16 protein-coding genes are annotated in these 24,074 nt (G+C 59.5%); 12 read left to right on the top strand and 4 right to left on the bottom strand.

What is annotated here, in order from left to right; all coding sequences use genetic code 11:
- Positions 1–160 precede the first annotated feature (160 nt).
- From HNR46_RS09445 to HNR46_RS09420, 6 genes are all read left to right on the top strand, one after another.
- Entirely contained in the window at positions 161–6,880 is a 6,720-nt protein-coding gene (locus HNR46_RS09445) for a hypothetical protein (protein WP_184018122.1), read from the top strand.
- A 94-nt stretch (positions 6,881–6,974) separates the two neighbouring features.
- Positions 6,975–7,520 (top strand): helix-turn-helix domain-containing protein, encoded by a 546-nt coding sequence (locus HNR46_RS09440; RefSeq protein ID WP_184018121.1) that lies wholly within the window; start codon positions 6,975–6,977, stop codon positions 7,518–7,520.
- A gap of 36 nt (positions 7,521–7,556) precedes the next feature.
- Positions 7,557–8,924, top strand: coding sequence for a glycoside hydrolase family 88 protein (locus HNR46_RS09435; RefSeq protein WP_184018119.1), 1,368 nt, complete (start codon positions 7,557–7,559; stop codon positions 8,922–8,924).
- A 14-nt stretch (positions 8,925–8,938) separates the two neighbouring features.
- Complete coding sequence (locus HNR46_RS09430; RefSeq protein WP_184018117.1) at positions 8,939–9,745, top strand: sugar phosphate isomerase/epimerase family protein; 807 nt, start codon at positions 8,939–8,941, stop codon at positions 9,743–9,745.
- A 35-nt stretch (positions 9,746–9,780) separates the two neighbouring features.
- Positions 9,781–10,932 carry a Gfo/Idh/MocA family protein gene (locus HNR46_RS09425; protein ID WP_184018115.1) on the top strand — a complete coding sequence of 384 codons (1,152 nt, stop codon included), beginning with the start codon at positions 9,781–9,783 and terminating at the stop codon, positions 10,930–10,932.
- Between the two features lie 20 nt (positions 10,933–10,952).
- Entirely contained in the window at positions 10,953–11,720 is a 768-nt protein-coding gene (locus tag HNR46_RS09420) for a 3-ketoacyl-ACP reductase (RefSeq protein WP_184018110.1), read from the top strand.
- A 6-nt stretch (positions 11,721–11,726) separates the two neighbouring features.
- Here the strand turns inward: HNR46_RS09420 and HNR46_RS09415 are convergent, their stop codons facing one another.
- The 3 genes from HNR46_RS09415 to HNR46_RS09405 all read right to left on the bottom strand — a co-directional run bounded on the left by HNR46_RS09415 (position 11,727) and on the right by HNR46_RS09405 (position 14,712).
- Positions 11,727–12,782 carry a type IV pilus twitching motility protein PilT gene (locus tag HNR46_RS09415; protein ID WP_184018108.1) on the bottom strand — a complete coding sequence of 352 codons (1,056 nt, stop codon included), beginning with the start codon at positions 12,780–12,782 and terminating at the stop codon, positions 11,727–11,729.
- A gap of 12 nt (positions 12,783–12,794) precedes the next feature.
- Positions 12,795–13,856, bottom strand: coding sequence for a type IV pilus twitching motility protein PilT (locus tag HNR46_RS09410; protein WP_184018106.1), 1,062 nt, complete (start codon positions 13,854–13,856; stop codon positions 12,795–12,797).
- A gap of 145 nt (positions 13,857–14,001) precedes the next feature.
- Positions 14,002–14,712, bottom strand: a complete 711-nt coding sequence (locus tag HNR46_RS09405) for a superoxide dismutase family protein (protein ID WP_184018104.1) — start codon at positions 14,710–14,712, stop codon at positions 14,002–14,004.
- 317 nt (positions 14,713–15,029) lie between these two features.
- On the opposite strand from HNR46_RS09405, the gene HNR46_RS09400 reads away from it, so the two are divergent.
- The 5 genes from HNR46_RS09400 to HNR46_RS09380 all read left to right on the top strand — a co-directional run bounded on the left by HNR46_RS09400 (position 15,030) and on the right by HNR46_RS09380 (position 21,076).
- Positions 15,030–15,227 carry a glycine zipper domain-containing protein gene (locus HNR46_RS09400; protein ID WP_221285098.1) on the top strand — a complete coding sequence of 66 codons (198 nt, stop codon included), beginning with the start codon at positions 15,030–15,032 and terminating at the stop codon, positions 15,225–15,227.
- A gap of 179 nt (positions 15,228–15,406) precedes the next feature.
- Positions 15,407–17,965 carry a glycoside hydrolase family 2 protein gene (locus HNR46_RS09395; protein WP_184018100.1) on the top strand — a complete coding sequence of 853 codons (2,559 nt, stop codon included), beginning with the start codon at positions 15,407–15,409 and terminating at the stop codon, positions 17,963–17,965.
- Positions 17,966–18,109: 144 nt separating this feature from the next.
- Positions 18,110–19,042: a PEP-CTERM sorting domain-containing protein gene (locus HNR46_RS09390; RefSeq protein ID WP_184018099.1), complete on the top strand. Its 933-nt coding sequence runs from the start codon at positions 18,110–18,112 to the stop codon at positions 19,040–19,042.
- A gap of 241 nt (positions 19,043–19,283) precedes the next feature.
- A complete protein-coding gene (locus tag HNR46_RS09385) occupies positions 19,284–20,213 on the top strand; it encodes a PEP-CTERM sorting domain-containing protein (RefSeq protein ID WP_184018097.1) in 930 nt (309 codons plus the stop codon).
- 182 nt (positions 20,214–20,395) lie between these two features.
- Positions 20,396–21,076, top strand: coding sequence for a PEP-CTERM sorting domain-containing protein (locus HNR46_RS09380; RefSeq protein WP_184018095.1), 681 nt, complete (start codon positions 20,396–20,398; stop codon positions 21,074–21,076).
- A 63-nt stretch (positions 21,077–21,139) separates the two neighbouring features.
- Here HNR46_RS09380 and HNR46_RS09375 read toward each other — a convergent pair whose 3' ends face one another.
- On the bottom strand, positions 21,140–22,522 hold the full coding sequence (locus HNR46_RS09375; RefSeq protein WP_221285097.1) for a class II aldolase/adducin family protein: 1,383 nt from the start codon (positions 22,520–22,522) through the stop codon (positions 21,140–21,142).
- 40 nt (positions 22,523–22,562) lie between these two features.
- Between HNR46_RS09375 and HNR46_RS09370 the strand changes: the two genes are divergently transcribed.
- Positions 22,563–24,074, top strand: coding sequence for a tryptophan 7-halogenase (locus HNR46_RS09370; RefSeq protein WP_184018093.1), 1,512 nt, complete (start codon positions 22,563–22,565; stop codon positions 24,072–24,074).

The raw sequence follows: 24,074 nt of genomic DNA, 5'->3' as shown, positions 1-24,074 counted from the left end.
TCCGCACTCCGTTCCGTCATGCCAATACCGATTCGCCGCCGTCGCCCCACCCAGCTCAGCATCGCTCCCGGAAACAGATCCAAGAAAACGCTTCTGCCTTCCTTTTTACAGTCTTCAATTCTCCTTTCCCTATCTTCACACCTTATCTACCAACCATACTATGAAATGGGAATGGTTGGGGATTGGGATCATGGCGGGTGGATTAGCGATGGCCTCGGACTTCGATTTCGACGAAGAATTCGCCGATCCAGCAACGCGGGAATCGGCACTGGAACGATTGGTGCCGGGAACTCGGAATGACTATTTCTATCATGCTCTTCACCAGCAATTGACGGGCGACCTCCAGGCTTTTCAGAAGACTCTCACGGCCTGGCGCGAAGCCGCAACTCGCTCCAAAGACCCCATCTCGGAAGAAGGTCTCCGCTCGCTGGAAACCCGACAGCACCTCCTGAGCTTCGAAGACGATCCCGAAGCCTCCCTCGCCGGCCTCATGGAAAAGTGGGACCTGCACTTTGACGATGAAAAGCCCGACGCCAGCGAACTTGAAAAGCTGCCCACCACCCTCGATCCCACACTCATCTCCGAGGAGGCTTTCGAACAAGCCGCCCACCAGAGCAAGCCCGACGAACCTTGGCGAGCCTATCGCCAAGAGCGCCTTGCCGCTTCCTTGGACGACGTCACCAAGCTTTCCGCTGCGCAAGTGCGATTCACTTTGGAAACCCTCACCCGCGCCGACCTCCCCGGCGTCGTCGAACTCGTCCTACGCGGGCTCCAACAGGATCCACCGGTTCCTTTCAACTCCGTCCCCCTCCATCGCCAGCTCACCCTCGAGCAAATCAAAGAGCTCACCCACCGGATGCCTTCTCTTCGCATCGATCCAGAGGTCGTCTCCCTAAGCCTGAAAAAACTCCGTTCCGATCCTGACGAGACTTTCGCGCGCTCGCCACAACTCCACCTCGCTCACCTGCGCAAGCTGCGCCAGGCCACGGCCGAACTCCCGTCCGCCTTCGCCCCTCTCAAAGCCCACATCCTGTTCCACCTCCTTCAGCTTGAGTTCGCTCACGGTGAGCCTTCGCTCGACGAATTCCTCGCCTACCTGGCGTTTCCTCGCCGGTCCCACGAACTCATTCTGCGCAGTACCCAGGCGATCGTCCCGAATCTCCCTCTCGATTCCGATTTCCGCGAAATCTCCGGATGCCCGCCCATCCAGAACGACTCCAAATTCGTCCGCCAACTGCTCATCGATTTCCTGAAAGACCCCGCATTGTTGGACCGCTTCGCCCCTCTCATCGAACGCGGGCCCCTTCTAGAAATTCGCGCGGAAGCACAACTTCTCGCAGGAGCTGACCCCTCCCTTTGGGGCCCCCAACTCTCCGCTTCACGATTTGCGCAACTGCGCAGTGAAACCCGCATTCAGTTCGGACCCAAGCGCCCCCTTCTCCTTGCGGCGGACGCACCCGTGGCCATTGCCCTCGACCTCAAAAATACGCCCGAACTGACGGTGCATATCCACGACCTTGACCTCCCCTCCCTTCTGCGCCGCGAGGGTCACGAACCGGAAGCCGATCTCGACCTTGCCGGCCTCGTCCCCCATCACACCCGCACCCTTCGCTTCTCCCAGCCGCCTCTCGTCCTTCACCGCGAAACCCTCGACTTGCCCGAACTCACCGGACCCGGGGCTTGGATCGTCGAACTCGTCTCTCAAGGCCAAGCCTCCCGCATCTTGGTTCGCAAGGGCCAGCTCATCCCCGACCTCACCCGCTCTGCCCTGGGACAGCAACTCCGGGCATTCGACGAAAACGGCTCCCCCCTCAAGAACCTCACCCTCAACTTTCAAGCCTCCACCTTCACTTCCGATGAAGGAGGGAAGATCGAAATTCCTGGTCACGCCACCACCACGGGTGGCCGGGCCCTCCTCGTCCACGGCCCCCTTGCCACTTGGGTCACCCTCGAGGACTTCACCGACGACTTCGATCTGCGGGCCCGAGTCCACCTCGATCGTGAGCAGCTCCGCGCCGATGCCCTCGCCACCGCTCGCATCGAACTCACTCTCACCCATCTCGACCAGAGCCTCCCGCTCGAATCCCTGCAAAACCCTCGCCTGACCCTCAGTGCCGAGTTGGTGTCAGGAATGACCACCGAGCATGTCATCGCCGATGACCTCCACGTCGCTCCGGTCATGATGGTGCCCTTCCAAGTTCCCGCCGACGCTGTCCGCCTCACTCTCCGTTTGGATGCCACCGTCTCCCCTCGCGCAACCAGCGACCCCGTTCCTGTTTCCTGCTCGGAGACCATTTCCTTCAACTCGCTGCTCTCCGGTGACTTCGCTCACGCCCACTTCTCCCTCACTTCGAGAGGAACCATTTTCGAACTCCTCGGCCGCAATGGCGAACCCCTCGCGGGCCGCTCGGTTCAATTTCACCTCTTCCACGAAGGCTTCGAAAACAGCCTCACTGTCCGCCTGAGAACCGATGCCCAAGGCAAAATCCTTCTCGGTGAGCTCGATTCAATCCGCGACCTCAACGCCTTCTTCGGCATCCCCTCACTCACTTCGATGGAGGCGAAGGATATCCACCCCCGGGCCAACCTTCCAGCGATGGTACGCATCACCCCAGCCGAAACTCTGCGCTTACCCCTCACCGGCCCTCTCGACCGTCTCCACTACGGCCTCACCCGCAGCAACCTTTTCGGCGATCCCGTCCATGATCACTTCGAGCAACTTCAGGAAAACGATCACCAACTCACCCTCACCGGACTCCCTGTCGGCAACTACCGCCTCACCACCCCTCACGCCACTGTCGAGATTGAAATCATCGACGCACCTCTCACTGAAGGTCGCTTTGTCGCACCCAACCGTATCGCCTCTCACCTCCCCGCCGAGGCCACCGCATGGGTGGCCCACACGATCGAGAACGACACCTTGAAGCTTCAGTTTCGGTCGCCCCACCCAGACACCCTGGTCCACCTCATTGGCACCCGCTTCATCGACACCTTGGGAGATGACCATGCCCTCTCGCCCTTCGCCTCTCCCCCTGGACCCACCGTGACTCCCTCCTTCACGGGTTGCGGCTATCTGACCAACAGAACTCTCGATGAGGAAACTCGCTATATTCTCGATCGCCGGAGTTCGCCCGCCCTCCCCGGCACCCTGCTACCCCGGCCCGGTTGGCTGGCCCATCGCTGGGGGGAAGAGGATAGCTCTGGGGCCATCCTCCCTCCGCTCCCTGAAACCGAAGGCTCTCTGGAACAACCCAGCTCGCCCCGCTCATCATCCCCCGAAACCTCCCATCCCTTTTCTGATCACTCACGAAAAGGCGGACACGACGCCACGCCCGATGCCGTCGACTACCTGGCCCACTCCTCTATCTTACTCTATGACCTCACCCCGGATGAAAACGGACTCCTTTCCGTTCCGCTCTCCGCACTGGGCAACAGCCAGTCGATACGCGTCGTCGTGAGTTCCCCAGGCGTCCTCGAACGCCGCATCCTGCCTCTCACCGAGACTCCTGCCGAACTTCGCGATCGCCGTCTGTCTCAACCGCTCGATGCCACGCGTCACCACGTCACCATTCGCCGTGCCGTCGCCCTTTCTCCCGGTGCCGAGGCCACCATCGACACCACCATCGATGCCGACTGGCGGTCCTTCAATACTCTCGCCGATGCCCACAATTATCTCTACGGCGCCACCTACAGCGACTCCCTCCGCGAACTCGCCGGCATGCTCGATTGGCCATCCTTCGATGAGCCCGCCAAGCTCAACTTTTGGGCCCATCACGCCTGCCACGAACTCCACCTCTTTCTCTCACGACGGGATCCCGAATTCTTCGAAAAGTACATCAAGCCAACCCTCGCCCAGAAACTTGAGCCAACCTTCATCGATGACTACCTGCTCGGTCGCGACCTCACCGCGTATCTCAGGCCTTTTGCCTGGAGACGCCTCAACGCGGCCGAAAAGGCACTCCTTGTCCACGCGCTGCCCGCAGCTCGTGATCGCATCCTCGATCAACTCGAAGACTGCTGGGAACTGGAAGCACCCAACCCTGAACAGGAAAACCAACGATTTGCCCAAATCCTCCGCGGCACCGACCTCGCCTCCATCGATTCGCTCGGAATCGCCCGCAACGAGGCCGAGGAGGCCAAAAGCGCCTTCACGGTGAAATCGTCAGGAGCCAGCTTCATCCAAATGAAGATGCGCAAGATCATCATCCCGACCATCGATTTTGAAGATATCTCGGTGTCCGATGCCATTGAATTCCTGCGCATGCGTTCGATCGAGTTCGATACCGTCGAATTGGACCCCCAAAAAAAGGGCATCAAAATCGTGGTCCGCGGCCCCTTTCAATCTCAACGAATCCAAGAACTTCGTTTGCGCAACGTTCCGCTTGCCGAGGCCCTCAACTACATCTGCGAGGCGACCCGCCTTCGCTGGTCCATCGATGACTTCGCGGTGACGATCAAGCCGGCGACCGAAGTCGGCGAGGACCTCTTCACCCGCTCCTACAAAGTCCCGCCCAATTTCATCTCCGTTTTGAACGCTGCGAACGATCGCTTCGCTGCTGACGGAGATTCGGATCCATTCGCTTCCAACGAAATGCTCCCGGCCCCCCGTCGCCAATCCTTGGTCGAACTCCTGAAATCCCAAGGAATCAAATTTAGGGCAGGTGCGTCGGCCCAGTTCTTCGCCGAAGCCGGGACCCTCCTCATTCGCAACACCCCAACCAATCTTGAGTTCATGGATTCATTGATCCGATCCCTGTCAGATGAGGGAGACGATTTTCAGCACAATGTCGGCGATCTCGGGCTCACACCAGAAGTCGCCCTCCGCCCACCCCTCCGTCGCGGGTCCGCTGCCCGCCCTCTCACCCGCATCTGGATGGAATCGAACTACGACCATCATCCGAGCAAGGACACCAGCGAAACGATGATCCCACTCAATGCCTTCTGGCTCGACTTTGCGCGCTGGGACGGCAGCGGCCCATTCCTCTCCCCACACTTTCATGCCTGCACCGCTTCCCCCAATGCGGCACTCATGGCCTTGGCGGTACTCGACCTCCCTTTCAAAGCGCAAGCACCCGAAATCATTCGCGATGACACCACCCTTCACGTCGCAGCGGTCACCTCCATGCTGCTTTTTTTCAAGGACACCCGGGAGACCGACCAGTTCGCCGATGACTCCCCCGTATTGGTTCGTGAGACGTTTCACCGGCTCAACGAGCACTTCGTAAATGAGGATAGCAGCGAAGTCGAAAAATCGGTCAAAGGCCCCTTCCTTACCGGCGTCCCCTACGGAGCTTCACTCGTCGTCACCAACCCAACGGGAGACGCCCGCCGCATCGAAGTCCTCGCCCAAATCCCTGCAGGATCGATCGCCCTCCGCGGCAAGGATGCCACCCTCTCCACCGTCCACAAACTGAAGCCCTACGAAGTGCTGAAGTTCGACCTTGCCTTTTACTTCCCCTCACCTGGCGAGTTCACCGCGTACCCCCTCCACATCTCTTCTGGAGAAACCATCCTCGCCAGCGCTGCGACGAAAACTTTCCAAGTCGTCGATACACTTCCCACAGAAAATGGGGACTCATGGCCAGTGCTGGCCCGCGATGGCAGTTCTGCCCAGGTCCTCGAGCGCCTACGCACAGTCAACCTTCAGAAAGTCAATCTCGACTTGCTCGCCTGGCGCTGTCGAGACCGCGACTTCTACGAGCCCGCCCTTTCCATCCTCCGCGAACGCCTCGTCCTGCCTTCCTCCCTTGCTCGCTATGCCTTCCTTCACCAAGACCGCGAGACCCTCCACGACTGGTTGGAAACGTCCCCCGAACTCCACCAGCTCGGTGAATTCCTCGATTCCCCCCTCCTCCGCATCGAACCCTTCATCCACGGCGATTGGGCCAATCTCGAATTCGATCCCCTCATCCATTCACGCAGCCACCGCCTCTCAAACCGTCCATGGTTCTCGCAGGAAGCCCTCCAGAAGCACTATCAGGACTTCCTCCGGCAGCTCGCGTGGAAACCGATCCTCTCGGCCGATGACCAGCTCCACTTAACCGGCTTCCTGTTCCTCCAAGACCGCGTGACCGACGCACTTGAACGGCTCGAAAAGGTCGATCGCGACCAGGTTTCCTCCACAATCGCATATGACTATCTAAAATCCCTTGCGCTCTTCCATCAGGGCAAACCCGAAGATGCAGCAACCCTCGCGCGGTCGCATGCCGACGCACCGCCGGGCCCATGGTCGGATCGCTTTCAATCCGTCATCTCCCAAGCGGAAGAAATCGCGGAACTCACCCGTGCACCCCTGACTTCCGGGCCCGACCCATCCCAAGTTCCTGCCACCCATCTCGACCTTGCCCTCGCCAAACATGGGCAGCTCCAAATCACCCAGAGAGGCCTCAAACAGGTCGACCTCTCGCTCTATCAGGTCGATCTTGAGATGCTCTTCTCGCGAAATCCCTTCCTCCAAGACTCTGGGAAACTCCCCGGCACTCAGCCCAACCTCGTCGAAAACGTCCCGCTCGCAGAGGAACAGACTCTCGTCGACCTGCCGGCACCTTACCAACAGGGCAACGTCCTCGTGGTCGCCGATGCGGGTGCCATCAAAACCCTCCGTGTCCTCAATAGTCATGCCCTCCAAGTCACCTGCACACGCAACCATCCGATCCTGCAGGTTCGCCAGGCCGAAACCGGCTCACCGATATCCGCCGCGTATGTGAAGGTGTACACCGAACGCGACGGCCAACCGGCGTTTCTCAAAGACGGCTACACCGACCTCCGTGGGATGTTCGACTACCGCACCCTCACCGACGACGCTCCCATCCCTTCCGGCCGCATCGCCATCTTAGTCACCCATCCCGATCACGGCAGCCTCACCCTCGTTCTCGAATAGCACGAATCCCGATAATGGACGCGATGCTCCATGCCCCCTTTCGATTTCCACTTTTTTCTTCCAGAGTAAATTTAGGCATGCTTTTTATTCTTCCATGCCTGATTTGGATTCAGAGAATCTCTCTCTCGACTTCGCCGTCATCCGTAACCTGCGCAAGCAGGCAGGGCTGACCCTGCAGCAGGTTTCTGATCAATCCGGCCTCTCCGTCGCCAGCCTTTCCAAACTCGAGCGGAATCAGAACCTCATCGAACTCCCGACTCTCCATCGTCTGGCCCGCGTCTTCGGGCTTTCAGCATCCGATCTCCTCTCCCTCGCCGAGTCCGCCACGGCCCACCGAAAAAAAGTCACCCGCTACCAATCCGGGCCCTTCAACTTCGAGAAACTCGCCTTTCAGGGCGTCGAACTTTTCCACGCCACCGCCCGAGCTGGCGACTCGCTCCAACATCCCGAAGCCCACGGCGACGAACACGAAATCTGTTGGGTTCGCAAAGGACGCGTGCACATCGCCTTTAGCCACGAGCAGCACACCCTTGCGGCCGGAGACGCTCTCAAATTCGACGCCGTCCTCCCTCACACCTACGAAATTCAGGCCGATGCCGAGCTGATCATCGCCCACCTTACCAAAACCCACCGCTTCTGACCCACGGCACAACGGCTCGACCTCCACTCCACCACCATGATCGATTTCTCCTCCGCTCCCTCGCTGGAAAGCCTCGCCCCCCAGCTCGACCGCTTTTTCTCCCTCGCTCCCTCCAAGATCGCCTCGCTCGATGGAACTTACGACGACAGCAAAGGCTCTCCTGTCTTCACTGTCGGCGGAAAATACACCACTCGCGGGTGGACTGAGTGGACCGAAGGATTTCGATATGGCATCGCCATCCTCCATTTCGACGCCACTGGCGACCCTGTCTCCCTTCAATCGGGCCGCGAACACACGGTCACAAAAATGGCCAGCCATGTCAGTCACATGGGCGTTCACGATCACGGATTCAACAACCTCTCCACCTACGGCAACCTCCGTCGCTTGATGCTCGAAGGTCGCCTACCGGAAGATCCCTGGGAGCAAAACTTCTACGAACTTGCCATCAAAGTCAGCGGTGCCGTGCAGGCGGCTCGCTGGACCGAACGTCAAGGAGGGGGGTTCATCCATTCCTTCAACGGTCCTCATTCCCTGTTCGTCGACACCATCCGCTCGTGCCGGATTCTCATGCAGGCCCACCGTCTCGGCCATGTCCTCATGGGCGAGGGCGACCGACCGATTTCGCTGCTCGATCGTGCCCTCCAACATATCGAATCCACCGCCCTCTTCTCCGTTTTCTACGGAGAAGGTCGCGACATTTGGGACGTCCCTGGTCGCACCACCCACGAAGCCATCTTCAACACCAAAGACGGAGCTTACCGCTGCCCCAACTCCCAACAAGGCTATACCGGATTCTCCACCTGGACCCGTGGACAAGCATGGGCCTGCCTCGGATTCGCCGAGGAACTTGAATGCCTGGCCTCACTCCCTGACGCCGACCTTGAACCCTTCGGAGGTCGCGAAAAATGGCAAACACTCATGCTTCGAGCAGCCACCGCCATCGCCGACAATTTTATCGAGAACACCGCCGCCGACGGCATTTCTTACTGGGATCAGGCCGGCCCGAATTCCCACCGCATCGATCTCTCGGTCCCCGCCGATCCCTACAATCCGTGGGAGCCAGTCGATTCCACGGCCAGTGCCATCACCGCCCAAGGCCTCTTCCGCCTCGCCCGCCTCATGCATGCGCAGGGAGACACCGAACGAGCCGACCGCTACCATGCCGCCGCCCGCGTCACCGCTGCCAGCTTGTTCAGCGAGCCCTACCTCTCGATCGATCCTGAACACCAAGGCCTGCTCCTCCACAGCATCTACCACCATCCCAATGGCTGGGACCACCGACCCGATCCCTCCAAGGCCCCCTACGGAGAGTCAAGTATGTGGGGAGACTACCACGCCATGGAACTGGCAGTCTACCTCCAGCGCCTCATCCAAGGCGGCCCCTACCTCACCTTCTTTCATTGACCCTTCGGCTCGCCATGCAACGCCTCGCCATTCACACGATCACCACCAAATCCTGGGATCTGCCAACCGCCGCTGCCAAATACCAAGCGGCTGGGGTCGGTGGCGCAGGCATCTGGAGACCTTGGCTCGAAGGACGCCCGCTCACCGAATCGCGCCGCATCCTTGACGACCACGGCATTCAAGCGGTCTCCCTCGTCCGCGGCGGATTCTTTCCCTACCTAACATCAACCGAGAAACAGTCGGCACTCGATGACAACCGACGCGCCCTTGATGAGGCGGCCGCCATCGGTGCACCTCAACTCGTTCTCGTTGCTGGGGCCATGCCTGAGCTGCCTCTTTCTGAGTCCCGTCGGCACATCGAAGAAGGCCTCGCCGCCTGCCTCGATCACGCCCGCATAACCGGCGTGAAACTCGCGCTCGAACCGCTCCATCCCATGTACGCCGATTGCCGGAGCGCCGTGAACACCTTGGGCCAGGCCAATGACCTCCTCGACCGCCTTGGCTCACCTCCTGAAATGGGCTTGGCAGCCGACGTCTATCATCTGTGGTGGGATCCCGCCCTTGAGCAGGAAATTCTTCGCGCCGGCGATCGCATCTGTGGCTTCCATGTTTGCGACTGGCTCACACCGACCCGCGACTTTCTCAATGACCGCGGATTGATGGGTGAAGGCTGCATCGACATCCAAGGAATCCGCCGCCAGGTCGAAGCCACCGGCTTCGAGGGGTGGATCGAGGTCGAGATTTTCTCTGATCGATGGTGGTCACATGATCCAGACGACTACCTCCAACAAATCCTCAACGCCTACCAAAAGCACGTCTGAGACCCTCTGCATCCGGACACCTCACTCCATTTCCCATGAAAACGCATCGCATCGGCATCATCCTCAACGGCGTCACCGGACGCATGGGCACCCATCAGCACTTGCTGCGATCGATCGACGCCATCCTCAAGCAAGGGGGCATCCGCATCGGCCCAGAGGAAACACTCCTCCCCGATCCCATCCTCGTCGGCCGCAACGAATCCAAACTCCAATCACTGATCGCTCGAACCTCCGTCGAAAAATACACCACCGATCTCGACTCGGTGATGAACGACCCAAGCTACGAAGTCTACTTCGACGCCCAGACCACCCTGCGACGCTTCGAAGCCGTCAAGCAGGCCGCGGCCGCAGGCAAACATGTCTATTGCGAAAAGCCCACCGCGATTCGCACCGAAGATGCCTATGCGCTTTATCAGATCTGCCGAGACGCCGGGGTGAAGCACGGTGTCGTGCAGGACAAACTCTGGCTTCCTGGGCTGGTGAAATTCATGCGCCTCAAGGAGAATGGCTTCTTCGGCGACATCCTCTCAGTCCGTGGAGAATTCGGCTACTGGGTCTTCGAGGGACACACGGTCCCACCTCAGCGCCCATCCTGGAACTATCGCAAGGAAGACGGTGGCGGCATGGTCGTCGACATGCTTTGCCACTGGCGCTATGTGATCGATCACCTCTTTGGCCCCGTGAAGCGCGTCTCCACCCTTGCCGCCACGCACATCCCCGAACGCATCGATGAATCGGGCCACCCCTACCCCTGCACTGCCGACGACAGTGCCTATAGTACTTTCGAGTTGGAGAACGGCATCATCTGCCATTTCAACTCCTCTTGGAATGTTCGAGTCCGCCGCGATGACCTCCTCACCATGCAGGTGGACGGAACCCGGGGATCGGCGGTGATCGGGCTACGCGATTGCTGGATCCAGCACTATGGGAACACCCCCCGTCCGGTGTGGAACCCCGATATCCCGCAGCCTATCGATTTCTTCGAAGGCTGGAGCAAAGTCCCCGACCAAGAGACTTACGACAACGCCTTCAAAGTCCAGTGGGAGATGTTCTTGCGCCACGTGGCCTTCGATGAGCCGTGGAAATTTGACCTATTGGAGGGAGCCAAAGGGGTGCAACTCGCCGAACTCGGGCTTCAATCGAGCGCGGAACGTCGTTGGCTCGACATCCCCGAACTGAAACCCTGAATCCAGCTCCACCCACGTTCATGATCACCTTCATCACGGGTGGCAGCCGGGGCATTGGCCTTGGAATCGCCCTCGCCCTCGCCAAGGAAGGGCACCGCATCGCCATCAACGGCGTGCGTGCGGAGTCCGAAATCGGTCCCGTCCTCGAACAGATCCGCGAAGCGGGCGCCCCCGAAGCCATTTACTGCCAAGGCAATGTCGGCTGTCCCGAGGATCGCCAGCGGATGCTCGAACACCTTCGTTCTCACTTTGGCGCTCTGCATTTCCTCGTCAACAACGCCGGGGTAGCACCCGCCGAACGCCGCGACGTTCTTGAGACCTCCCGGGAAAGCTTCCAACGTCTCATCGCCATCAACCTTGAAGGGCCCTATTTCCTGACCCAAGCGGTGGCCCAATGGTTGATCGAACAAAAGCAAGCCGACTCGTCGTTCCAAGGGGGAATCATCAACGTCAACTCCATCAGCGCCACCGTAGCTTCCACCAATCGCGGTGAATATTGCGTCAGCAAGGCTGGTTTGGCCATGGTCACCCAACTTTTCGCCGCCCGTCTCGGCGAATACGATTTGCCCGTCTTCGAAGTCCGGCCTGGAATCATTCGGACCGACATGACTGCCGGCGTGACTGAAAAATATGACCGACTCCTTGAAGACGGCCTCTGCGTCACCCCACGCTGGGGGCTTCCCGACGATGTCGGAAAAGCCGTCGCTTCTCTGGCTCGCTTCGACTTTCCCTATTCCACCGGGCAGACAATCCACATCGATGGCGGACTCACGCTGCCCCGCCTGTAAGAGCGCTCATCCCATGAAATTCCGCGGCTCGCGGGCATGATGAATCGCCTCCTCAAGAGAAATGTATCCCTGTTGAAGGCGAACTTTGATCGACTGATCGATGGTCCGATTGCCCTCGCGGGAAGAAATTTCCATCAAGCCGACGAGTTGCTCGATCTTGCGTTCACGGATGCACGCACGGATGCCGTGGGTGGAGCGCAGGACTTCGGAAGCCAGCACCCGGCCCTGTCCATCGGACCGCGGCATCAATCGTTGCGAGACGATCCCTTCCAGCACCCCGGCGAGTTGCGTCACGATCTGTTGCTGCTGCTCCGGCGGAAACACATCAACCAAACGATCGATCGTCTGAGGAGCATCGATCGTGTGCAAGGTCGCCAAGACCAAGTGCCCCGTTTCCGCCGCTGTCAGAGCGATGCGAATCGTCTCCAGATCGCGCAGTTCAGAAACCACAATCACATCAGGGTCCTGGCGCAACGCCTGGCGCAGGGCGATGGAGAACCCCTTGGTATCGCGACCGATCTCACGTTGCTTGATGAGGCAGGATAGGTGCGAAAACTGATACTCGATCGGATCTTCAATGGTGATGATGACGCCAGAGCGGGTCTCCGCAATCCGTTTGATCATCGCCGCCAAGGTCGTCGTCTTCCCGGATCCCGTCACCCCCGTCACCAACACCAGCCCCCGCCGTAGTTGGCAAAGATCCGCCACTGTTGAATGGTGTCCGAGGTGATCCAGTTCAGGAATTTCCTCAGGAATGAAACGGAACGCGGCCTCGTGAGTGCCGCGGACAACGTGGATGTTGCCACGAAAGCGACCCACATTCTCCAGATGCAGCGCATAGTCGAGTTCCAGATTGGCATCGAGATCGGCCCTTTGCTTCTCGCTCAAGCTCTGGTCGATCAGGGATTCCACGGATTCTGGAGTTAACAAAAAGTCCTCGAGCGGGACCATGTTTCCCGAAACCCGAGCCGCGGGGGGAGCCCAGGCGGAGAGATGCAGGTCAGATCCCCCCAGCTCGACGGTCTGGCGGAGGTAGTCGGTGATTTCCTTGGATTCGCTCATGGGAGGATAAGATCAGGAGGTGATGCCGCGCATGGCGCGATCAAAATCCTGCGGGCGATCACAGGCGGCGCGCGCGATATCGACGGAAATGATATTCTGTCGCGTGGCGGCCACCAAGTAACGCAGGAAGGGGCAGGCGGCATCCGATTCGCTCCGGTCCAGATGATCCCGCAGCTCGGAAGCCGATTGATCCCCAATCAGCTTTCGCGTGATCCCCGAATTCTCGAAATACTCCAACATCGCGACCACGCCGCCATCGATCCGCGGCAAGAGCTGCTGTGCCATCACGCCAATCAGCTGGGTCGACAACAAATAAGAAGTTCCCGCCATCGCACTACCCAGCATCCGCGTCAGCCTCTCGATGGCCACCGGCACTCCCGAAACACCAGCCGCGTGCAAAGTGGAGATCACAAGGTGCCCCGTTTCCGCAGCTCGCAGCGCTGCCAGTGCGGACTCCGAATCGCGAATCTCGCCAAAGAAAATGACATCGGGATTCTGGCGCAAAGCTTGGCGTAAGGCATGACTGAACTCCGAGGTATCTCGCCCCATCTCCCGCTGGGAAAAGTAGGACCTTTGATTGACGAAGAGATACTCAATCGGATCTTCCAAGGTCACGATGTGGCAAGCTCGGTGCTGATTGATCCATTCCAGGCAGGCCGCCACGGTGGTCGATTTGCCAGCCCCTGTCGGCCCGCAAATCAAAATCAGTCCGGAACGACGCACCAGCCATTGCTGCAGAAGATATCCCGGCAATCCGAGATCCCCAAACCCTGGAATCTGGCTTTTGATCGGTCGCATCACCACCCCGATCCGCCCCAATGAGCGGTAGGCGTTCACCCGGAGGCGCCCAACGCCCTCAACGACGAAGCTCGCATCCGCATCCTCGCCCGTCTGCGGATCAACCCCACATTCCCGCCAAATCGCAGCGATCGTCTCTTTCTCCAAAGGCTCCCCATGAGCCTTGATGACCTCCCCATCCTGCCGCACTCGTGGACATTCTCCTTCAAGAAGAAAGACATCACTGGCACCCCCATTGAAGGAGACTTGGAGGAGTTCGTGCAGGGAGGGATCCATCGCATCCATTGACTAACAGGCAATTCGTTGGAGAGAAGAACATTTCAACCGGTCAGGGGTTTCGGAGATTTCTCTGATGACACAAAAAGAGCGGACTCCCCACTCAGGAAAGTCCGCCCTATCACGGCAAATTCATCCGACGTCCTTATCGGCTCATCGCGGTATCAGAGTCCTCAGCGGGAGCACTCACTCCAATCACGCCTGCGCCAATTCGAGCGCCGGCATTCCCGGTCGGCTGACCTCCGTCGTCCACTTTCTCGTGGATGATCACCGCACGCCCCACGATCGGATGATCGCCACGCGTCAGGGAAAGATTTTCGACGGTGAGACTCAAGGTGGCATTGCCATCTTCGTCTGCGACCAGGTTTCCGAGATCGCCGGCGTGCCGCTCGGCGGTTTCGGGCAGGGCATGATCATGGTGCTCAGGATTGAAATGCCCCCCAGCACTGGTCGCATCGGTGGCCGTGATGTCCCCGAATTCATGGATATGGATCCCGTGTTTCGAATTCGGCTCCAGTCCGCCAATCCGTGCGGTGATCTCCACCCCGCCCGATACTTTCTTGAAGAGAACGGACCCTTTGACGTTGCTTCCGCTGGCAGGCTGAATCGCGGCGATCAACTCCTTGGCATCCTCGAAACGAGGCATCTCCTTGGCATCCTTCGCCATCTCAGCATCTTGATGGTTATCAGCCATGGCCTTTTCCTGCATCGCCGTTGGGGCTGAGCCATCGGGATTGGCGGCTGCGGTCGAGGACGTTGCTTTGACCTGCTCTTGGGCACCGGAAAGGGGAAACACCGCCATTCCAAGCAGCGCAACCGTCGTCATCAGTGAGTTTCGTGTCGTGGAAGTTTTCATGATTCTTGATGGGTTTGATGTGGCTTCTCCTCCCTCGCATTCCGCGTTCCTATCGATTTCCAAGGGGTTGCGACCCAAAGTGGGGTTTCCCACGAGAATCATCGTGCTTGTTGCATGATGCCCTCCGGGATTTGCAATGCCCAGACCGCCCTTTCTCCCGTAACCGCCAGCCCACCAATCTCCGAAAGTTCCTGAACTACGAGGAATTCCCGAGCTCCGGCCCGCGCTGGCACGTCACCCGCGAAAGACAGCGCGTTATGAAGAAACACACCCCATCCCTTCGTCTTCTGGCTGCATGCGCTCTCCCCCTCACCGGCTTGAGCTTGAGTTCTTGCGGACCTGGCTACTCGAACGCCCAACGCGATGCCGCTACCGGTGCCGCCATTGGCGCGGTCGCCGGCGGCATCATCGGCAACCAATCCGGCCGCACAGCGGAAGGCGCTGCCATCGGTGCTGCGGTCGGCGGTGGCACGGGCTACGCCGTTGGCAACGAGAAGGACAAGCGCGGCTACTAAAGACTCCTTCCCCATCCCCCCACCGGCTGGCAGCCGCTTCGTGCGGCCGTCGGCCTTTTTTGTGTCTTCCGCTTTCGTTGCCACCCGAAAGGGGGGGTGACTTGCCATGCCTCGACACTAGCATTGGTCAGAAAGGTCTCCCCAGAGGGAGCCGCTTTTCCCTCAAACCCATTTGACTCATGAAGCTTCGTGCCATCGCAGCCTTCCTGCTGCGCCTCTCACTGGTCACTCCTTTGATGGCCGCCGAACCACGCGAGGTCCTCCGCCTCGACACCTGGGAGTTTCTCCCCGCTGCCCCCCTCCCCGCCGCCGACCAACTTCCTACCGAGGATGCCGCTGAACACCTCAGCGACGAGGCTGCCTGGCAGGAAGTCAAACTTCCCCATGCTTTCCGCCAACAGGCCCTCGCCGACGATCAGGCCGCATGGTACCGGCGCTCGATCGAGGTCGACGATCTCCATCGCCGTCATTTGCTGCACGTGGAAGGCGCAGGATCGGTCAGCGACATTTATGTGAACGGCCAGCGGGTGGGTCGCCATCGTGGTGCCTTCACTGCTGCCGTCTACGACCTTTCCCCGAGCTTGAAACCAGGCACCAACCACGTTGCCATTCGAGTGAGCAACGGCGACGCCGAAGCCAACAACTGCCTCTCCCATTCCACACTCTTCGTTACCAGTGGAGGACTGTTTCGTCCCGTGTGGTGGATCGAAACCGGCCCGGTCTCCTTCGAGCCTTTTATGGGATCCAGTGGCCTCTTCCTGACCGGGAAAAATATCGAAGCCGACTCGGCCGACCTCGAAATCAAAGCCCACGTTCGCAATACGCTCGACCATCCCGTCGAGTTGCTCGCACGCAGCATCGTCACCGGGCCCGATGGCGACCTCGTGGCTGAACTCAATGTCACCAGCTCACTCCCAGCAGGAGCCACCCAGCCCCTCGTCGGGAAAGTCGCCATCGCTCACCCTCAACGATGGGCTCCCGGACATCCCAGACTCTATCAAGTGACCACCACCCTGCTCGTGGATGGTCAGGAAATGGACCGCGTCTCCGAATCCACTGGGCTCCGTACGGTGGCCATCGACGACGGACGTTTTCTCATCAATGGCGAAGAGTTGCTCGTGCGAGGCGTCAACAAGCACCAACAAACCGAACTCGAATGGAATGCCATCCCCGAACAGGAGCTCGTCCACGAATGGGATCTTCTTGAGGACATGGGCGTCAACACCGTCCGCCTCGCCCACTACCCCCACCGTCGATTTGAATACCATGAAGCCGATCGTCGCGGCATCGCCATTTGGGCAGAGAACGGTCTCGCCGGACAACTTTGGCAACATGAAGTCACCCGGGACAGTGGCGAGCGGGAACCCTCCGCAGACGGAGACCGCATCACCCGCGAGATGGTTTTCCAGAATTGGAATCACCCCTCCATCATCTTCTGGAGCAGTGGCAATGAGACCTACGAAAGGGTCGCCGCCCACTATGCGGACATCATTCGCGAGAACGACACCTCCCGTCTCGTCACATACGCCTCCGCCCATACGGATCGACCCGACACCGTCGATTTCATCGCTGGAAATACTTATCAGGGTTGGTACTCGGACCACTTCACCGGCTTCCGCGAACTTCCCCGAAATCGCTACGTCTCGGAGACCGGCGCAGGCACCTGGCCGAGCCAACACATTCCCCAGAACGAAGCCCGCTGGAAAGTGAACGAATTCGAGCCCATGGAATATGGCAACCTGTTCACCGAATACCGGCTTGAAACCGTGTTCCGCTCCCAGAAGGAGGAACACAAAATGTACCTCTGGTGGAACTTCCGAGAGTTTTACGACCGCAAGTTCAAAAACAACCGCAACACCAAGGGAATGATCACCCTCGCCGGCACCCCCAAGGACGTCTACTACCTCCACAAGGCCTTCTTCCGCCCGGATTTGCCCATTCTTCACATCGCCAGCCGAGACCACTTCTATCGCTGGTTCGCCCCCAACAACGGCACCAAGGTTTTCTCCAACGCCGACTGGGTTGAACTCCGCATCAACGGCAAACTCGCCGGACGCCAACAGAACGGTGACTATCGCCAACCCGCAGAGGTCTACCCGAAGGACTGGCAAGGCGACCCGGCCACCATCCACAACGTGTTCTTCTGGAATACTCCTCTCGATCCGGGAAAAAACATCCTCGAAGTCACCGACAGCCGAGGTGAGACCGACCGCACCGTCGTGTATCAGTGGACCGCTACCGAAGCGGAAAACCCCTGGATCTCCGATCTCCGCAGTAGCAACCCCGACAACAAAGCGCACTTCATCGATCGGCCCATCGCCGCACAGGCTCCATTCTACTACATGGTGGATGGCAGTGCTGACAACACCTTCGACGACCTCCCCACATCCCTCGAAGGTGCCTCGTGGATCGCCACCAAACGGCTCTCCGATCCTACCATGAAAACCGACCTTTCGTTCACCCTGAAAAAGGATGCTACGGTGATGATCATGCACTCCACCGGAACCTTTCCCGCCATGGTCCTTCGCCAGCCAGATCCCGCGACCGTTGCCGAAGCGGACGCCCTTTCAGGGGAACTATCCCACCTCGGATTCACCCGCTCACCCGCTCCCGCCCGCTGGCGCGGTCACGATCTCTGGTTGGCGGACGCCACCGTATGGTCCCGCCCTTCGAAAGCAGGAGATACGATCAAGATCCCCGGACATACTTTGGACAGCGTCATCCTTCTGAAGGAGTAGCACCCTCCAATCGAGTGGTTCCATGCAATCCCGTTGACCCACGACAGGCGACGGATCAAATCGGAGCAAGGTGCCGATCGATCGGCCTTTTTCGGTCCATCGGCCCCAACCCCAACCTGGGCACCACGCCCAAAACCACCCGCTATGAACCGTACACTTGTCCTGCTATCCCTGCTCGCTGCTCCAGCGTTCGGAGCGTCCGTCACTCTCACCGCCAGCGATGGCTTCGGGAGCTCATCCTTCAATTCCGCCGGTCTCTGGAGTAATGCTGCCGCGCCCAGCGCCGGCAACGACTACTCCAATGCCGGTTTCCTCCTGCGCACCCCCGCTACGACCAGCGCCAGCTACACTTTCGGCGGGGACTCGTTGACCATCACCGGCACCGGCAATTTCGCGGCGGCCGCGAATGACGCCCTGATGTTCAAGGGCCTTGGCACCGGCAACGTCATCACCGTCAGCAACCTGATCGTCAACGGTGGCCAGCTCCGCCACGGATCGGGCGAAGTCGATTCCTTCGCGCTCAACGGCAACATCACCGTCGGCGTCAATGGCATGGGCATCGCTTCACAAGGCGGCTTCACCATCAACTCCGCCATCTCTGGTAGCAGCGCCATCACCGTGATGGGCAACGGCAGTGGATCCGCGGGCCGCATGGTCACCTTCACCAGCACCAGCAGCACCTTCAACGGCAATCTCATCCTCAACAACGCGCAGAGCTTCGCCACCTTGGCCGACAATGCTGTCTTCAACTTTGCCATCGGTGCTGCCGGCGTGAACAACTCCATTTCGGGAATTGGTAACATGACCCTGAACGGAGATTTCATTCTCAACCTCACCGGGGCGAGCACCACCCTTGGGGATTCCTGGCAATTGGTGAACAACAGTAGCCTGACCGAAACCTACGGTTCGACCTTCAGCGTCGCGGGCTTCATCGACAACGGAGACAACACCTGGTCCTCCGGCGTCTACCTGTTCGACGAGGCCACCGGTGCTCTCACCGTCGCGGTTCCCGAACCTTCGATCGCCCTGCTCGGCGGTCTCGGCCTCTTCGGCATGCTGCGCCGTCGCCGCGCCTGAGATCCGAGTCGTCGCCTTCTACGGCGGTATCGTTCTTAAAAGCTACCTCTTGGTCGCTTCATCCTTGGATCCCAGATCACCGATCTGGGATCCCCCCTATTCGGGTAGGAGCACGCAATCGTATTGAAAGTCATAAAGATTCTCATCTGATGGCATAGCTAAGTTCGGAGAATGAATCCATCACTCTGAATTTCAGCAAGTGGTATCAACACCACTGAAACCCCAGAAAAACCCATCAGAAATGAACCTCAACCTTATGCTTGTCGCCTTGCTTGCGACTCCGAGCTTTGGAGCTTCGATCACTCTCACCGCCAGCGATGGCTTCGGGAGCTCGTCCTTCAACTCTGCCGGACTTTGGAATAATGCTGCCGCGCCCAGCGCCGGCAACGATTACTCCAATGCCGGTTTCCTCCTGCGCACTCCTGCCGTGGCAAATTCCAACTACGCCTTTGGCGGAGACTCACTGTCGATCACCGGCACCGGAAACTTCGCAGCCGCTGCCAACGATGCCTTGATGTGGAAAGGCACGGGCACTGGAACGATCACCATTAGCAACTTGATCGTCAATGGCGGCCAACTCCGTCACGGATCGGGAGACGGAGATTCATTGACCCTCGCTGGCAACATCACCGTCGGCGTCAATGGCATGGGCATCGCCTCACAAGGCGGCTTCACCATCAACTCCGCCATCTCTGGTAGCAGCGCCATCACCGTGATGGGCAACGGCAGTGGATCCGCGGGCCGCATGGTCACCTTCACCAGCACCAGCAGCACCTTCAACGGCAATCTCATCCTCAACAACGCGCAGAGCTTCGCCACCTTGGCCGACAATGCTGTCTTCAACTTTGCCATCGGTGCTGCCGGCGTGAACAACTCCATTTCGGGAATTGGCAACATGACCCTGAACGGAGATTTCATTCTCAACCTCACCGGGGCGAGCACCACCCTTGGGGATTCCTGGCAATTGGTGAACAACAGTAGCCTGACCGAAACCTACGGTTCGACCTTCAGCGTCGCGGGCTTCATCGACAACGGAGACAACACCTGGTCCTCCGGCGTCTACCTGTTCGACGAGGCCACCGGTGCTCTCACCGTCGCGGTTCCCGAACCTTCGGTCGCCCTGCTCGGCGGTCTCGGCCTCTTCGGCATGCTGCGCCGTCGCCGCGCCTGAGATCCCCATCGATTCCATCCGTTTTCAATTCTCAGCGGCATCCCCATTTCCGGGGGATGCCGCTTTTTTGGGGGAGCTCCCACGAAATGGGGGGAAGAGGAATCTGTTCACGCACGGGCTGGATTCCTAATTTGGCAATTGGTCTCCCCCATACTCGGAGGAGCCTATGCCAACCGAACCCTATGAAAAAAACGATCATCCTCGCCCTGCTAAGCTGCGGTGCACTCTCCGCTTCCGGAGCTGTCATCGAGACCCTCAGTGGAGATCTCTCCGACTATACCAGCACCGTCATTCTCGATGCCAATGGCGGTTCCCAAAACACCGCCAGCTGGAGCCTCACAGGCGACAGCCTCGCGCTTACCACGAGCACCTATGATGGCATCCAACAGTATGCCATGATCTATGACGGATTCTCGCTTTCCGTCGGCGACGAGGTCAAACTTGCGCTCACCCACACCGGAGCCTCTCAAGACATTGGCCTCTACGTGGGCGGCACCGCGCCGACCTTCAACGTCCGCCAAGACTACGTGGCAGTTTACGCCCGCGGAAACGGCGAGCTTTACAGCCGCGGCTTCGATGGCACCGGGGAACTTGGGCTCTCCGCAGCAGGGATCGTCACCTACGACAGCCTGTTCATCGCCCGTACCGGCAGCAACACCTACGAACTCGGCTACTATGATGGTGCCACTCGTACCGTGATCGTGACCCGCACGCCGACGACAGCCAACGACGGCGAATACGTCGGCATCTATGCCGATGTCCGTGCCGTTGGCACCTTGGGCTCATTGACGGTTGTGCCCGAGCCATCGATCGCCCTTCTGGGTGGTCTCGGCCTTCTCGGCCTTGCCCGCCGCCGCCGCTAAATCTTCTCAGGATTGGCACCCCCGGGCGGCCTCTTTCAGGAGGGGCCGCCCTTTTTTGAGCGTTCAATCTTCCATTCCAAACGCTCTTCGCAACTCATCAAGGGCATCCTCGGGCATCGGCACCAAGGGACCCACCGCTTGGCTCAACTGCAATGCCTCTGCCGTCGCCTCCAGCACCTCCAGCCGGTCGAATGCATCCAGCGGATCCTTGCCGACCACCAGCGCCCCTTCGTTCTGAATGAGCAACACCGGGCATCTCCGCAAACTCACCCATTCGGCCAACTCATCGGCATCGTTCACGATACAGCGAAAGGGCACCTTGGGGGATTCTTGAAGAACCAAATAGCTCTCCGGAATGGTTCGAGTCGATAGTTTCGCATCGCTCATGCAGAAACCACTCACAGCCGCTGGCTGAGCCAAAATCACCGCACCTACGTCCGGATGCTTTTCATAGATCCGGGCATGCAGACGAGCCGCCCGAGAAGGATGCGCGCCTTCCTCACAGGCATTGCCTGAAATCCTCACCATCCGGTCGGGCTCAATCTCCAGCCGGTCCCGACGATGAGGAGTCACCACAAATCGATCGTCATCCAAGCGGGCCGAAAAGGCTCCCGCGGTGCTGATCAACAATCGCTGCTCGTAGGACCGATGGAGAAACTCACAGAGTTCCGCCCGCAGTTCCTTTTCCCGATTCGACGCCTTGGACTTTGGCAGCGGCGCAAACTCTGGACGCGGGGGGTGGCGAAGAACCTCCACCGGCACCGAGCTGATTTTGCCGAGCCGATGGGCATTGATCAGCGAGCGCGCCACGTACTCCAGCGTCTCGAAACGCTGGAACGCATCTTGGAGATCTTTCCCCCCGACCACGACCCCATGGTTTTCCAACATCACGCAGTCGGCCCCACCCGCAAAGGCATCGGCAATATTGCCCGCCAACTCCGAACTGCCGGGACAGGCATAGTCCGCGTAGGCAATTTTGTGACACACCTCAAAGGCATGACTCTGAACCCGTAAATCCGGCAATTCACGACAGATGCTATAGGCCACCAGCGCACCCGGGTGGGCGTGGACGATCGCTTTGATGTCTGGACGGCGACGGTAGATCGCCTGGTGAAAGGGAAACTCTGAAGACGGAGGCACCGGACCGCTGCGCCGTCCATCCGGCATCACCTGCACCACATCCGCAGGTCGCAGCTTCGCTTTATCGAGGCGCGATGGGGTGATCCAAATGCTGCCATCGGGATCGAGAATCGAGAGATTGCCTCCCGAGGTCGTCGTCATCCGGTAGCGATAGATCCGGCTCATCGTTTGAACCAACTCTTGGCGGGGATGCAACCAGTTCGCTTCCATGCCCCCCACCCTGGCACTTCCCAGCGCTCTTGTCCCCGTGGCGACTGCCACGATTTCCGCAGATTCTGCCACTCTCTGCCATTGGCAAAGTCCCATCGGCTCCCCTAGGTTATTCATTCCCATTCGCTCCCCGGCCATGATTCAAAACGTCCTCATCGTCGGCGCAGGAAGCGCCGGGCTTCTCGCTGCACTCACCCTGAAAAAGCGGATCCCCAGCCTCACTGTGCGTATCCTTCGCGATCCCAAACTCGGCACCATCGGTGTCGGTGAAGGCACCACCCCCAATCTTTCATCCCTGCTCTTCGAGACGCTCGGAATCCCGCGAAAGACTTTCTATCAGCTCGCCCGACCCACCTGGAAGCTCGGTATCCGCTTTCTCTGGGGACCGCGCGGGCGCTTCGACTACACTTTCGCCCCCCAACTCGATTCCTGGTGGGGTGATCTGCCACGGCCCAATGGATACTACTGCACCGACGAGTTTCGCTCGACCGACCTTCCCTCGGCGCTGATGGAACAAGGCCACGTCTTCCCGCGCCAACCGAATGGCTGCCCTGAAGTCCAGGCCTGGCACTCCTTTCACATCGAAAACGAGCACTTCGTTTCCATGCTCGAATCCCTCGCCCGAGATGCCGGCATCGCCATCCTCGACGGTAACATGGTCGACGCCGAACGCTCCGACGATGGCATCCGCTCGATTCTTCTAAGCGATGGTCAACGTTTGGAAGCGGACCTCTTCATCGATTGCAGCGGCTTCCGGAGTGAACTGCTGGGCAAGGCCTTGGAAACGCCCTTTCTCTCCTTCGATCGCACCCTGTTCTGTGACCGGGCGGTCGTCGGAGGGTGGGACCGCGAAAGTGAACCCATCCTCCCTTACACCACGGCGGAGCAAATGAGCACCGGTTGGTGTTGGCGCATTGAGCACGAACATCGCATCCATCGCGGATACGTCTACTGCTCCGACATGATCTCCGACGAGGCGGCCGAGTCCGAGTTCCGCCGCTCCAACCCGAAAGTCGGACCCACTCGCATCGTCCGCTTTCGCAGTGGCTGCTATCGCAAAACCTGGGTCGGCAATGTGGTCGCCTTCGGCAATGCTGCCGGCTTCGTCGAACCTCTTGAAGCCACGGCCCTGATGGTCATCTCCCTCCACATTCAGTCCCTTGTCGATGTGCTCCATGCTTGCGGCCAAAACCCGACCCCTTCGGTCCGCGAGATTTACAACGAGCTCACCCACCCCACCTGGTTGGGCATTCGCGACTTCCTCGGCCTCCACTACCAACCGAACACCGCGCTCGACACGCCCTTCTGGCGTCGCTGCCGCGAGGAGACCGACCTATCGAATATCCACGAGCTGCTTGATTTCTACGCCGAAAATGGCCCGACCGGATTGTCTCGCTACCGACTTCCTGCCAGCCACACCCAGAACGATTTCGGCATCGAGGGCTACTTGGTCATGCTCGTCGGCATGCAAGTGGCCTACCAAAACCGCCACCAACCCACCTCGCAGGAATGGACCACCTGGCAACAGCATCGGGCCGCCCACATCTCTCAAGCCCGCCAGGGGCTCACCGTCAAAGAAGCCCTCGCCTACGTGCGGCACCCCGCATGGGAATGGAATGCCGATCGCAAGCACTCCACCCCTTCCTGA

It is taken from the genome of Haloferula luteola (assembly GCF_014201715.1).
Taxonomy (GTDB): domain Bacteria; phylum Verrucomicrobiota; class Verrucomicrobiia; order Verrucomicrobiales; family Akkermansiaceae; genus Haloferula; species Haloferula luteola.
This window is presented reverse-complemented; position numbering and strand designations above follow the sequence as displayed.